Origin of the sequence: Streptomyces inusitatus, assembly GCF_014651115.1 — a bacterium.
GTDB classification, from domain to species: Bacteria; Actinomycetota; Actinomycetes; order Streptomycetales; family Streptomycetaceae; genus Streptomyces; species Streptomyces amakusaensis.
Genome location: NZ_BMWG01000011.1, coordinates 148829 through 162364, shown reverse-complemented (window position 1 = coordinate 162364; position 13536 = coordinate 148829). Strand labels below are relative to the sequence as shown.

Genomic DNA, 13536 nt, shown 5'->3' with positions numbered 1-13536 from the left:
CGTCAGCCACCGCCTTCGGTCGCGGCGGTGGTCGCCAGGACGAGGTAGTCGACGGCCCCGGGCTGTTCGGTCACGGCCGGTTCGGCCGCCAGCGGGTCGAACAGCCTGACTCGGCACCGTACTCGGCGGTCGGCGTCCACGGTGACCTCCACCGGGCTGTGCAGGGTCGAGTCCGTCGGGGTCGACGGGGGGCGGGGGGTCAGCCGGGTGTGGAGCACGACCCGGCCGTCGGCGATCTGCTCGGGGGTGACCCCGGACGGGAGTGGAAGCAGCATTCCGTCGGTGGCGGCCCCGGAGGCGATCAGGGTGCTGCCGGTGGACATCCGGCCGGTGAAGCTGCCCTGGATCGTCAGGTTCCCATTGGCGGCCAGGGTCATCAGCGGGGCGACCGTGCCGCTGCCCCGGTACAGGCCGAAGACCAGGCTGGGCGCCTCGCCGCCGGAGAGGACCACGGCGGGCTCGCCCTCCCGGGGCGTCCGGCCGGTGCGCAGGGTCAGTTCGCCGGAGCGGGCCGTCACGGTGTCGGCCCGGGCGCCCGCGTACTGGGGTCCGACGCCGCGCGCCCGGGTCTCGACACCGCTGAAATGGCCGTCCGTCCAGCGCACATAGCCGAGCAGCACGAGCCAGCGGATCGGCGGATCGGCCGGGGGCGCGCCGATCGCGGGCGGTCGCTGTTCGGCGACCAGCCGCTCGTCGCCGAGGCGTCCGAAGAGGATCTGGTACGACTCCTCGACCCGGGTCGGGGCGGTGGCGGCGGAGCAGGAGTCGGCCCGGGCGGCGGCGTCCGGTTCCCGGTCGGCCGAGGTGAGGAAGACGGGATAGGGCTCGTCGGTGGGCTGGTCCGCGCCGTTGACCTCGTCGAAGTCGCTCTCGCGGAGGGCGACCGGATCGGTGAGGACGATCTCCCGGCCCGTTCCGTCGACGGCGGTCCCCGCCGACACGCTCACGCCCACATGGCGGGCGCCGGTCAGCGGATCGGTGCGGGACTCGGTGGTCAGCCCGAGCCCTTCGGCGATCCCCCACTCGTGGAGGTGGAGCGCGTGCCGTGCGGCCACCGCGCGTCCGTACTCGACCGCGGCCGTCAGATCCGCGGCGGACAGGATCTGGCCCTCGTGGAACACGGGGCGCAGCGGGGCGGTCATGCGGTCTCACCCGATTTCGGGGTGCGGGGTGCGCGGGGCTTTCTGGCGGGCGGCCCGGCGGGGGCGCTCGGCGGCGCGCCCTCCGGTTCCTTCGGCCGTCGGCCGGGCCGCTCCGGCGGCCGGTCGGCGGCCCGTCCGGCCTGTTCGCGTACGCCGTCCAGCTCCGCCCGCAGCCCGTCCAGGGCACTGGTCAGCTCGGTCACCCTGGTTCTGAGCAGGGCCAGTTCCCGGTGGCTGTCCGTCACCTCGCTGGGGGTGGTGCGGAGCTGTTCGTGCAGTGCCTTCGGCGGTGTCTCGCCCGGGGCTGGGGTGAGCAGCACGCACAGCATCTCCTCAAGGTCCCCGGTGGGCGGCGGGTCGTCGAGCAGGGCTTCGGCGTACGGCCGGGGCACCGGGCCCTCGGCGGGGATGTCCGGCTGCCGGTAGCGGGGCACCGGTCCGTAGCAGAGCCGGCCGGCCAGTTCGCGCAGCCGGTAGAGCTTCGGCAGCCATTCGCCGTAGGCCGAGCCGCCGGGCAGCACCTGTTCGCGGGTCGCGAAGCAGACGCGTACGACGTCGCAGCCGTCCAGTTCGACCCGGGCGAGCAGCACATCGGTGTCGGTGGTGTCGGAGTGCGGCGGGCTGAGGGCGGCGCAGGCGGCCTCGGTGAGGAAGCGGCGTACGGCGGTGGTGAGCGCGGCGATCGCCTCGGCGATCTGCCGCAGGTCGGCGGCGGTCACCTTCTCGACGCTGTCCGGCGGCGGGGTCGGCAGCGGCGGGGGCAGGTCGACGCGGACGGTGTCGGAGCGCAGTGCGCAGTCGGTGTCGACGGTCGAGAGGTCGAGGCGGCCCAGCAGCCAGTCCCGGACGAGGTGGAGATCGGCGCGGAACTCCGCCTGGAGCGCGTGGCTGAGCGGGGTGCCCTGGGCCAGCAGCCGTACTTCCAGCGGTGCGTCGGGGTCGCCCTGGGCGGGGACGATCCTGGCCCGGGTCTCGGTGACCACGGCGCGGGCGATCGAGCGGGTCAGCGGGTTCGGCCAGACGGCTTCCGTGTCGGTGCCGGCGAGCCGCTCGCAGGCCGCCCCGAGGACGCCCCGGGCGTCGGGGACCCCGGCGAGATCGGGGTAGTCACGGAGGAGCTGTTCCTGTCCTGCCCGGTCGTAGGTGTCGTATCGGGCGATGGCGGCGGCCACCGCGCGGACGTGCTCGGTCGTCGTACGGGCCGCCTGCGGCGTCGGGGTTCCGCCGTCGCCGTTCTCGCGCAGCCAGGCGAGTCCCTCGGTGTAGCGCTTCCCGTCGGCGGCGTCGAACCGGAAGGTGCGGCCCGGGGCGAGCGAGGCGGCGAACAGGGCGTCGACATGGCGTCCGAGCCTTCGGTCCCGGTTTCGTACATCCTCCGCCCTGGTCAGATCGCCCAGGGCGGCGAGCAGCAGGGTGCCGGGGTTGTGGCGGTGGTCGTCGGCATCGGCCCGTCCGATGACGAAGCGGAATCCTTCCCGGAGCCGGGAGGGCACGCATCCCGGTGAGGGGCAGGGTTCCTCGGTGGCGTACGGGGCGACCGGTTCGACCTGGCTCTCCTCGTACCGTACGAAGAGGCCGTAGCGGCGCGGTCCGCCGCCGTCGCACGGTTCGCCGCAGTCCGCGCCGAGCGAGGCGACCCGCTGTTCCTGGACGAGGGCGCGTACGTCGACGCTCTCGGCGCAGGGCACCACGATGTCGTGGCCCTCGGGGTCGAGCGCGTGGCCGGGCCGGACCACGACGGTGCCGCCGCCGCAGGGGGCGCAGGCGACTTCGAGGCCGCGGACCACTCCGGGGCCGTACAGCGAACGGTTGTGGAGCCGGTTCTTCGCGGTGGTGTAGTCGACCAGCAGACCGAGGTCGTCCTCGGTCAGCAGCTGTCCGGCGAAGAAGCGCGGCCGGACGAAGGCGGACGGCCGGGCCGACGCGCCCCCGCAGCCGCATCCGCATCCTGTTCCCATGATCAGCGCTCCTTCACAAAGAACCAGCTCTCGAACACGTCCCCGCCCGCGCCGGTGCCCGAGGTCCAGGGGCCGACGCCGGAGGGGGGCAGGACACAGACGCCGGAAGGTCCGGTGGAGGCCGCCGTCGGGTGCGGTCCGGCGTCGATCGTGGGCACGCGCCCGCCGACATGGGTGCCGTCGACCGGGCGGCAGCAGCGGTCGAGGAGGAAGGCGGCGCGCACGGTGATCAGGACGCGGTCGCCGTCCTGGAGCGTCTCGCGCGTCGTCTGCCGGTAGCGGAAGCGGTCGGTGAACTCCTCGTGGCCGGTGGGTTCGGCGAACGCGCCGCCCATGTACCAGGTGGAGGCGTTGCGGCCCGCGCCGCCCTCGATGACCTGGATCTCCACGACGCCGGGTTGGAGGGTGTCGGCGCGGACGCCGTCGGAGAACCGGACGACGAGTCCGCCGTCCTCGTCCTGGGTGCCGAGCAGTGCTTTGGCCTCGTCGACGGTGTAGGTGTGGCCGTGGATCCAGTTCACTCCGGTGATCACGACGGGGAGATGGCGGCCGAAGGGCCTGCGGACGTTCATATGGATCCGGTCCGGGCGGACCGGCCGGTGCCAGTCGATCCCCTCGATCCTGGCCAGCCAGAGCACGGTGTGCTCGCAGCGGGAGCGGCAGGTGTCGCAGCGCTCGTCCTTGGGCGGCTCGCAGCCGGTGACCTTGACGGTGTAGCACTCCTCGGTCCAGCCGAACTCGCAGTCGGAGGTGTCCGCGCAGCCGTCGTTGTACACGGCGCGGGTGGGTTCGACGGGGCGCTCGCCGTACTGGACGCCCACCCAGACAGTGTCCGTGTGGCGTTCGTCGGGGGGCAGCGCCTTCCACAGGTCGACGACGCAGCCGCCGCGCACCACGACCTCGTTGCCGTCGCAGTCGACGGCGAGGCCGGGGGTGATCCGTACGCGGGGACGGCGGCGGAAGTGTTCGCCGCCGTCGGGCCCGGGGCCGCCGGTCGGCTCGGGGGTCCCGTCCCGCGCGGGGGCGGCGTCGGGGGCGGCGTCCGCCCCCGGGCCGTCGGCCTCGTCGTGACAGTCGTCCCGGTCGGGCGGCACCGGTGTCACGAACAGTCCGCAGACCACGCCGTAGCCCAGCAGGGCGCGCAGCCGCAGCTTCAGTTTCTGCCGGTAGTAGTCCTGTTCCCGCTGGAAGTCCCTGGCTCCCAGCATCTGGCCGTGGAAGTAGCGCAGTCTGCGCAGCGGGGGCTCGTCGAAGCCCTCGGTGTGCGCCGTGCCCGGTCCTGTTCCCGGTCCTGTTCCCGGTCCCGATGCCGTCTCTGACGCTGGTTCTGTCATCGCACTGTCCTCTCACCAGACCTGTGTGTGCACGCCGATGCCGGAGACCGCCCCGACGATCACCCCGTGGCGCGCTCCTCGCGGCCCCGGTCGGAGCACCGCGTCGCGGTTGAGCCGCGGGGGGTGTTCGCCGCCCAGCACCGGCGGCGGCAGCGGAACGAAGGAGGTGTCCACCCCGACTGTGGACCGTGAGCCGACCACGAACCCCGCGCCGCCGGTGCGGACCGATCCGGCGGTGTGCGCGGGGGCCTGTCGGCCCACCAGCCGCCGCAGCGCCTTCTCGTCCGCCGAGCCGGCCGGCAGCAGGACCCGGAACCGGTGGGCGTGGGCGGTGAGCGGATCGGTGTCCGGGTCGCCGAAGGCCCGCAGGGGTCCCGCGCCGAGGGCCGATCCGTCCAGCCGGAATCTGCTCGCCGACCGGCCGAACAGCCGGACGCCGCCCAGCCCCGGGCCGTCGGTCCCGGTACTGGTCCCGGTCCCGGTCCCCTCCGCCGTCCGCCGGATCAGGGCCCAGCGGCGGTCGGCCGCCAGTTCGTCGATGACCGGGGTCGCGCCGAACACGATGCGGACCGCTTCGCGCAGCGCCCAGGGTGTGCCCCTGCGCCGGTACAGCTCCGGGGCGGCGGCCAGCAGCGCGCGCCGGGTGCGCGCGTCCCAGCCCGCCTCGAACGACAGGCCCAGCAGCCCGGCGAGCCAGGGCAGCACCCGGTCCGGGACTCCGGCCGGGTCCAGCAGGGCGGGACAGCGCTCGATCACCCGGTCGAGTTCGCCGAGCGAGGCGTCGAACAGCGACAGGAAGCGCTCGGTGAAGTCGTCCGCGGCCGGGTCCTCGCGGAACGCCGCGGGGAGCAGGTCCGCGCTGGTGGAGCGGGGGAGATCCAGTCGGATCCGGCGTACGACCGGGGTCGCGCCGCCGTCGCCGGTCAGCCGCAGCCGCAGCCGCAGAAAGCGGCCCGGCGGCTGGTCGACGAGGAAGTCGGCGGCTCCGGGGACCGCCGTCTGCCAGTCGGTGTCCTCGTACCGTCCGTCCTCGGAGACCACGATCGAGACGGTGACCGCCGTGCCCGTGGGGAGGTCGGCGTCCACCCTGACGCGGTGCCAGCGGCAGCGCGAGACGCCGCTGTCGATCAGGGTGGTGAGGCAGGATCCGGAGGTGACGTACTCGTCGGTCGGCGGCGAAGGGGCCTCGCGTGGTTCGCCCCGCCAGTCGAAGCAGCGGGTCACCGTGGTGTCCGGGCCGGGCTCCCGCAGACAGAAGCCCTCCTCGGTCGCCGAGACGAGGGTGCTCGGCGGCAGGGTCGCGGCCAGCTCGGCCGCGGTGACCGTCCGGAACGGGCGCTTCCGGCCGCCTCGGTGGATCCGCAGCCGTACGCCGTCGTCGGTGAGCAGCCAGATCGTCCGGCCCGGGCCGGTCCGCAGCCCGACGATCCGGCCCGGGGCTCCGGTGCGCAGCAGGCCGAGGAACTCCCCCGCCGTGCTGTAGCGCCGCAGATCGGTGTCGGGTTCGCGGGCGACGAGGATCTCGTCGCCCGCCGCCGGGGCGGCCCAGACGGGCCGGTCGACCGGGATCACGCCCGCGAGGTGTCGGCCCTGGTGCCGCCAGACCCGTACCCGGTCGGTCTCGACCACGGCGAGCCGGTTTCCCCGTGCGGCGACGGAGACCGGGGCGCGCGGGGGTTCGGGTTCGCAGCCGGGCGGCCAGACGGGTGTCCAGCCCTCGGAGCAGGCGTCCCGGCGCAGCAGCCGGGGCCGGTCGGGGGTGAGCAGATACCAGTCGCAGTGTCCTTCGCCCGGGGTGAGGCGGCGGTCGGGGAACCAGGGCAGCAGGGCGCGCCTGGTGGGCCCCTCGGGTGCGGAGCCGGGGTGGGCGAGGCGCACTCCGGCCGGGTCGTCGAAGCCGACGAGGTTATGGACCTCCCGCTGGTCCCAGCCGACATGGGCGTCGAGCAGGCGGAAGGTGGCGGGTCCTGACGCGCAGGTCATGGGCGGTCTCTCCCGGGGATCAGCAGCGGGCGTTCCGGCCAGACGAGGGTGTGCGGCGCGAGGGCGTGGTCGGTGCAGGGCCGCTTGCGCTGTCCGTCGACCACGAGGGTGAGGCCGGAGACGGCCAGCACTCCTTCGACGGCCAGCAGCCGCCGGACCAGGAGGGCGTGTCGCAGGGTGCCGCCGAACGGCCAGCCCGCGCCGTTCTCCCCGCCGCGCAGCGGGTCGAGGTAGGCGGTGATCGCGTCGCCCGCGCGGGCCAGTGTCACGGCCCGGTCCTGGTCGGGGTCGAGGGTGACCCGCGCCTCGACCCCGATCCGCCGGTAGCGGGCGGGGGCGGCGACGACCGTGACCCCGGTGGGGGCGGCGGCGCGGGCGAGGTGGTCGGCGACCGCGCGCAGGGTCGCGGCGGACGGCGTGGGCGGTTCGCCGCTGTCGTCCCCGGGCGGTACGACCAGGACGCCGACGACGCCGGGGATGGGCACTCCCGGGTGGTCGGGGTGGAGGCCGGGCACGCCCTGGGCGCGCGCCACGGACGCGCCGGGCGTCCGGGTGGCCAGGAGTCCGTAGTCGGCGGGGGCCACGGCCCGTCCCCGGGCGCGCAGTTCGCCGACGCCCCGGCGCATCGCGTCGGCGTCGGGTTCGGGGTCGGTGCCGCCCGAGGCCGGGAAGGGGTTGGTGACGCCGGTGACGAACGGCAGCGCGGTGACCACGGTGCCGACGGCTCCCGCCCGGACGGATCCCGCGCTGCCGCCGCCCACCCGGTAGCGCACGGCGCGGACGTTGCGGAAGCCGGGCGGGACGGCGGCTCCGTGGACGCCGTCGCCGAAGGCGATCTCGCCCGTCTCGTGGTCGACGGTGAACACCCGGTCGGCGGGGCCGTGTCCGGCCAGGCCGGGCGTCTCCCGCCAGCGGGAGGTGACGGCGGCGGTGGTGCCGAAGACATCGCCGCCCGGGTCGTCGTCGACCTCGATGACCACCGATCCTTCGAGGATGGGGACCTGGCTCAGCGTCATCCGGCGGCCCGCGCCCGGCGGGCCCTGGACCGGCTGGAGGGGTTCGTCCCTGATGGTGCGGGTGGCCGTGGCCGAGGCCGTGTTCAGCCGGACTCCGGAGAGGACGGGCGCGGGCCCGGCGAAGGAGCCGTGGGCGAGCCGCAGCCGCAGCCAGCGGAGCGGGGGGCCCGGCAGGCCCGGGGCGTTCCCCGGCCGCCAGGAGCGCGGGACGCGCAGTTCGACGGTGCCGCTGGCGCGCAGTCCGTCCGTGCCGTCCCTGGCGACTTCGGCGGGGGTGAATCCGGTGCCGTCCAGCACGTCCCAGCGCAGCAGCGGCTCGGGGGGCTCCGGCCGCGGCGCGGGGCCGTCGGAGGCGGCGGGCGCGGGCGGGTCGGCGACGACGACGAACCCCAGGGAGAGCCGGGGGTAGGGGGCGGCGGTCCCGGCCAGCGCGATCCACAGGCCGTTGCCCGGCTCGGGGTCGCGGCCGAAGGGCGCGAAGGGGTGGCCCGGCCCGGCGGGGCCCAGCGGGAGGAGTTCGAGTTTCCCGGCCTCCTGGACGGCGAGCGCGGTGAGCCGGGCGGGCGTCGCGTACAGATCGTCGTCCGTCTCGAAGATCACCTGTCCCGCCGGGCCGGAGGCGGCCGCCTGGAATCCGGCGGGGACGAGGACGGACGCGCCGTCCGGCGGGTTCACGGTGAACTCCAGCAGGGCGGCGGCCGCTCCGGCCGGACGTCTGCGTACCCCCGCCGTCGCGAGATGCTCGGCGAGGATCTTCTCGGGGAGCCGGTTCACCCGGGTGAGGACGGACGCGAGCTGGGCGCCGAAGACACGGACGAGCGCGACTCCCGCGTCCTGGCGGTCCGGGTCGGTCCAGTCGGGGGTGTACGCGGTGATCCGGCCGCGTACGCGGGCGCGGGCCGTCTCGGGGGTGGCGTCGACCAGTTCGGGCTGGACGCCGGTCGGGCCGGGGCCCGGGACGAGTCCGCCCTCGGTGCGCGCGTCGCGCTCCCACCACACCTCGCCGCTCATGTCAGCCCCTCTCCCGGCTCGGCCGCGGGCACGACCCGGGTCCGGACCGCCCGCAGGACCGGCAGATCGCCGGCGCGGAGTCGCACATCGCGGCAGCTCTCGTCGGGTTCGTCGCCGTCGAGGCCGATCGCGACGGCCAGGACGTCCGCGAGGTCCCCGAGCGCCCGTTGCGCGGCCCGCAGCAGGGCGGAGGGGCGCAGCGGTTCGCCGAACGGCCATCCTTCGCCGTCCTCGCCGCCGATCAGCGGGTCGAGATAACGGCGCAGTCCGTCGGCGGCCGCGGCGGAGGCGCGGGCGCGGTCGGCGGGGTCGCCGGACAGATCGACGCGGAGGGTGACATCGCGGTAGTCGGGCGGGCGGACGAAGACCTCGGAGGTGAGGAGCCTGGCTCTGTCCAGCCGGGCGGCGACGGCGCACAGCAGGCCCGGGTCGGGTCGCGGGTCGGGGACGAAGTCCTCCCGGGTGAGGTCGTCCCTCGGCGCGGAGGGGACGATGTGGAGGGTGACCGCGCCCGGCACGGTGGCGCACGGATGGCCGGGGTGTTCTCCGACGGCGGGGTGCGCGCGGGCGACGGCGACGCCGGGGGTGGTCCGGGCGAGGGTGACGAAGTCCTCGGCGGTGACCGCGCGGGTGACTTCGCCCAGCGCGGCGGCGGCCCGTCGGCGGGCCTCGGGGACCGTCTCCGGGTCCTGGCCGCCGGATGCCTGGACGAGGCTGGTGGCGGTGAGGGCGGCGGGCGCGGAGTCGTCGGCCGGCAGCCAGTTCGCCGTCAGTCCTCCGTTTCCGGCCCGTCCGCCGCCGGTGGTGTAGTCGGCCCGTGCGTTTCGGGCGTCGGGCCGGGGGACGCGTCCGGTGAGTCCGTCGCCGAAGACGAGCGCGCCCTCGGCGCGGTCGACGACGAAGATCCGGTCGGCGGAGGCTCCGAAGGTGAAGTCCGGGGCGGCGCTCCACTCCTCGTCGGCGAGGGAGAGGGCCGCGTCGAGCAGGCCGTCGGCGGCTTCGGGCAGGACGAGGCGCTGGCCGGGCAGTTTCAGCCAGGCTTCGATCTGCTGTGCGAGGACGGCCCCGGTGAGGGTGTGCCGCCGGAGGTGGCGGGCGGCGCACGCGTTGACCGCGAGCCGCAGCAGCCGGGGCGGCGCGGTGAAGGTGGCCGCCGGGGTCGACAGCAGCAGCCCCGAGTCCCGGGTGGTCCAGCCGGGCGGCGGGTGCAGCCGGACGACGCCGGATCTGCGGAGTCCGGCGGTGCCGTCCTCGACCTTCCCGAACGCGCCGCCCCGGTCGGTGCCGGGGCGGAACCAGGACCAGTTCAGTTCCGCGGGCGGGGGCACGCCATCGGTCGCGCCGGGCAGCCACTCGGGTGTGACGGCGGCGGGCGCGTCCACCTCGACGAGCAGGGAGAGCGGTCCGGGAGCGGGGAGTTCGCCGGTGAGCGGGAGGGTGAAGCGGGCCGAGGAGGGGCCGCCGTCGCTCGCCAGCAGGGGGACGCCCCGGCGGGCCCGCAGGTCCGCCGTGCGGTCCCGGTCGGTCACCGCGGTGATCTCGCCGTCCGGGTCGAGGGGGAAGGCGGCCACCTCGTCGTCGAGGGTGAAGACGACGCGTCCCAGCGGGTCCCTGGAGAGGGGCGTCCCGGCGCGGACGACGGGGACGGGTGCGCCGGGGTCGGTCGGCACGATGAGGTGCAGCACGGTGGCGGCGGCGCGGGCGGGGCGCGGCGGGTCGACGCCGAGCAGCCGCAGCAGGGCGACCACGAGGGCGTCCGGGACCTGGTCGAGCCAGTAGAGCCGCTGTTCCAGCAGATGGGCGAAGAGTTCGAGCAGGGTGATGCCGGGGTCGGCGGGCGCGTGGAGCGTCCAGAGGCCGTCCGACTCGGCGGGGACGCGGCGGCGGGACTCCGCCATGATCGCGTCCCAGGTGAGGTCGTCCAGCTTCGGCGCGGGCAGGGTCATGGGGTGCTCCCGGTGAGGCCTGCGTAGAACGGGAAGACCAGGTTGGCCTTGGTGTTGCTGCGCCGGATCCGGTAGACGACCGAGACGGTGACCCGGGACTCGTCGGCGGGATCGGCCTCGGCGCGGACCTCGTCCAGCTCGACTCTGGGCTCGTGGTCGCGGACCGCGTCGGCGATGGAGTTCTCCAGGTCGCGGAGGCTCTGTACGCTGCCGGGCGCGAACACGGACTCCTGGGCGCGGGTGCCGAAGTCGGGGCGCATGACGCGTTCGCCGACGCCGGTGAGGAGCAGGGCCCTCAGACAGTGTTCGATGCTCTCCTCCCCGACGGCGTATCCGAGCCGACCGGCCTCGTCGGGCAGGATCGGGAAGCGCCAGCCGGTGCCGAGGAACTCCTCGCTCATGCCGTTCTCGCCTTCTTCGCGAGGACCGCGGGGGTGAGCAGCGGCACGGGCGGTCCGGTGGGCCCGGCGGCGGACGGATGGGTGTGGGTGTTGAACGCGGTGAGCAGGGCGTTGCCGAGGACGAGCGGTTCGGTTGAGCCGCCGCCGAGGTCGATGGCGGAGGAGTCGATGGTGACCTTGGCCGCCTTGAGGGTGATGTCGCCCTGGGCGGAGACGGTCACGCTGCCGCCCTGGGCGGCGGTGATCCGGACGGCCTTGCCCTCGTCGTCCATCTCCACGGTGTGTCCGGCGGCGGAGGTGATGCGCACGGCGGCCCGGCCGGAGGTGTCGTCGAGCAGGATCTCGTGGCCGTGCGCGGTCCGGATGATCTTCTGGTCTCGGCCGCCGGTCCGGGCGGTCGGCGGCTTGTCCTCGCCGTTGTAGAGGCCGCCGAGGACGATGGGGAACCGCATGTCGCCGTGGACGAAGGCGACGAGGACCTCGTCGCCCTTCTCCGGGACGAAGAGCGAGCCGTAGCCGTTGCCCGCGTAGAGCTGGCCGACCCGGCACCAGTCGGTGACCGTGGTCTGGTCGAACCAGGGGAATGTGAGCTTGACGCGGCCCTCGTCGTCGCCGTCGTTCTCCACGACGAGGGCTTCGACGACGCCGTAGTACCGCTTGTCGGTGCTGCGGGCGCGCGGGGTGTTCCTGGTGGTGGTCACTGGTCCCCCTGGTGGATCCGCCGGCCGGTGAACTGGGTGAAGAAGCCGCCGGTGTTGAGCGTGTGCTCGACCCTTTTGACGAAGTACGTCCCGGAGAAGCGCCTCCCGAGGCCGTAGATCTCCAGGTTGTCGCCGGGTCTCAGCTCGGGGAGGCCGGCCACCCGGCCGGTGGCGGTGATGAATTCGTAGGCCCGCTCCCTGAGCAGGCTGATCGCCAGTTCGCGGGCCTCCTGGTCGCTGCTGACCGGGGCGTCGACGAGGACTTCCTGGCGGCCCTGGAGGGTGCTCTCGGCGGCCTGGGGCCCGCTCTGGCCGCCGGCGCTGTTCTGTCCGGCCGGCAGGTTCTCGGCGGTGGCGGTGAAGGCGATCGGCTGTTTGGTCCGGGGGTCCCAGCCGCGCACGGTGAGCTTGCTGACCTGCTTGGACACCGTCAGGGTGGGGGTGAAGTCGAGCAGGTTGGGGATCAGTCCGGCGGGCTGCGCGCTGGGGCCGGTGGTGAGCCCGGGCGCGTAGGCGAGGCGGTAGACCCGGATCGGGCGGCCGTCGCGGCCGTCGGTGGGCCTGATGAAGTACAGGGTGTCCTCGCCGGAGGCCGGATCCGGCAGGATGTAGCAGTCGAAGTCCAGCCGTTTCGCGCGTTCCATCAGGAAGCTCGCGTCGTCCTGGTTCTTCTGGACCACCCGGTCGTGGGTCGGGCCCTCCCGGGTGACCTCGATCCGCAGCCGGTTGCGCCGGGCGATCTCCTCCGCGATCCGCCAGTCGGGCATGTTCCGGTAGATCTTGACCTCGTTCTCGGCCGGTTTGCGGTCCTTGAGCCGCAGCAGTCCGTCCACTCCGCTGACGCCGACGGTCGGTGAGGACCCGTCGGAGAATTTGGGGCTGAGGGTGCTGATCGTCCCGGTGGCGACGGTGAGCAGCTTGTCCGCGTAGCCGAGCCGCACCGAGACCCGGCAGCCGAGCCGGAAGTCCGGCGAGTCGCTGTGCTTGAACCTCAGCCGGGCGTCGTCCCAGTTGTTGAGGGTGAGATCGAAGCCGGACATCTCGTCGATGTCGCGGTTCACCTTGATGTCGATGATGTCGTTCTTGGTGGACGGGTCCATCTCCAGGCCCTCGATCCGCACCTCGAACTCGGGCGCGTACCGGTCCGGAGAGGCGACTTCCGGTGCGGGGGTGCTCATGGCGCGCTCCTCACGGCAGCCGGGGCACGGTCAGCACCCGGCCCGGCCGCAGGTCTCGTGGGTCGCTGATGCCATTGGCGCGGGCCAGTTCCCGCCAGGCGTCGGGCCTTCGGTAGACCGCGGCGGAGATGCTGCTGAGGGTGTCGCCCCGGCGCACCACATAGCTCTTCTCCACGGTGGGCGAGGAGAAGGGGTTCCGCGCCGTCTGCACCGCGGCCGGGCGGTACTCCTTGAGCGCCAGGTCCACCATCGCGCGCAGCGGCACTCCGTCCGGGCGGAACAGCTGGTAGTGCACATCCATTTTCTCCACGACGCCGGTGAAGACCGACTGGTCCCAGACGAAGCGGACGACGGGCGGCGCGTGTTCACGGCTGTCGGGGCGCAGCAGGTCGCGCAGCGCGTCGACATAGGCGGTCCGGACGTTCTCCAGGGTGTCGGAGGTGTCGACGAGGGCCTGTACGGAGAGCGTCTCGGTGCCGCCCCGGACGTACTGGAGCGGTGGTGTCTCCAGGCCGGGGATGGTGATCTCGGCGAAGGTGTTGGTCTTGCTCAGTTTGTAGTCGGTGGGGTTGAAGCGCAGGGGGATCCGGCGCTTGCGCTCGTCGGCGATCACCGGGCGGACGATCTCCAGCCGGGCGCGGGCCGCGCCCTGGCCGGCGAAGGAGACGGGTGTGATGCTCACGACGGGTCCTCCCCGTCGCCGAACCGCCGTTCCGCCTCGGTCTTGCGGGTACGGGCGCGGGCGTCCTCGTACAGTCTCGACCAGGCCTGGATGTGCCGGTTGAACAGACGGGTGAACACGGCACCGTCGTCGCCCTCGACCTGGAAGCGGACTTCGAGGTGGTGGATGGTCAGTTTCGGCACGT

11 protein-coding genes are annotated in these 13536 nt (G+C 74.1%); all 11 read right to left on the bottom strand.

The features are described from left to right. Positions 1-2: 2 nt before the first annotated feature. The 11 genes from IE247_RS18695 to IE247_RS18645 are packed head-to-tail and all read right to left on the bottom strand — an operon-like array spanning position 3 to position 13534. Positions 3-1142 (bottom strand): hypothetical protein, encoded by a 1140-nt coding sequence (locus IE247_RS18695; protein WP_190124300.1) that lies wholly within the window; start codon positions 1140-1142, stop codon positions 3-5. Next, positions 1139-3100 (bottom strand): hypothetical protein, encoded by a 1962-nt coding sequence (locus IE247_RS18690; RefSeq protein ID WP_190124299.1) that lies wholly within the window; start codon positions 3098-3100, stop codon positions 1139-1141. The genes IE247_RS18695 and IE247_RS18690 overlap by 4 nt, the downstream gene beginning before the upstream one ends. Before the next feature lie 2 nt (positions 3101-3102). Beyond that, on the bottom strand, positions 3103-4434 hold the full coding sequence (locus IE247_RS18685) for a hypothetical protein (protein ID WP_190124298.1): 1332 nt from the start codon (positions 4432-4434) through the stop codon (positions 3103-3105). 12 nt (positions 4435-4446) lie between these two features. Then, positions 4447-6417 carry a phage tail protein gene (locus IE247_RS18680; protein WP_190124297.1) on the bottom strand — a complete coding sequence of 657 codons (1971 nt, stop codon included), beginning with the start codon at positions 6415-6417 and terminating at the stop codon, positions 4447-4449. Then, entirely contained in the window at positions 6414-8444 is a 2031-nt protein-coding gene (locus tag IE247_RS18675; protein WP_190124296.1) for a putative baseplate assembly protein, read from the bottom strand. Before IE247_RS18675 ends, IE247_RS18680 begins: the two co-directional genes overlap by 4 nt. Further along, the gene (locus tag IE247_RS18670) at positions 8441-10390 is read right to left on the bottom strand and encodes a putative baseplate assembly protein (RefSeq protein WP_190124295.1); all 1950 of its coding nucleotides are present in this window, start codon (positions 10388-10390) and stop codon (positions 8441-8443) included. Before IE247_RS18670 ends, IE247_RS18675 begins: the two co-directional genes overlap by 4 nt. After that, positions 10387-10791 (bottom strand): GPW/gp25 family protein, encoded by a 405-nt coding sequence (locus IE247_RS18665; RefSeq protein WP_190124294.1) that lies wholly within the window; start codon positions 10789-10791, stop codon positions 10387-10389. The genes IE247_RS18670 and IE247_RS18665 overlap by 4 nt, the downstream gene beginning before the upstream one ends. Then, positions 10788-11492, bottom strand: coding sequence for a phage baseplate assembly protein V (locus tag IE247_RS18660; RefSeq protein ID WP_190124293.1), 705 nt, complete (start codon positions 11490-11492; stop codon positions 10788-10790). The genes IE247_RS18665 and IE247_RS18660 overlap by 4 nt, the downstream gene beginning before the upstream one ends. Beyond that, positions 11489-12670 (bottom strand): phage late control D family protein, encoded by a 1182-nt coding sequence (locus IE247_RS18655; RefSeq protein ID WP_190124292.1) that lies wholly within the window; start codon positions 12668-12670, stop codon positions 11489-11491. The genes IE247_RS18660 and IE247_RS18655 overlap by 4 nt, the downstream gene beginning before the upstream one ends. 10 nt (positions 12671-12680) lie before the next feature. Beyond that, positions 12681-13352, bottom strand: a complete 672-nt coding sequence (locus IE247_RS18650) for a CIS tube protein (protein ID WP_190124291.1) — start codon at positions 13350-13352, stop codon at positions 12681-12683. Further along, complete coding sequence (locus IE247_RS18645) at positions 13349-13534, bottom strand: putative phage tail protein (protein WP_229869207.1); 186 nt, start codon at positions 13532-13534, stop codon at positions 13349-13351. Before IE247_RS18645 ends, IE247_RS18650 begins: the two co-directional genes overlap by 4 nt. Positions 13535-13536: the final 2 nt, after the last annotated feature.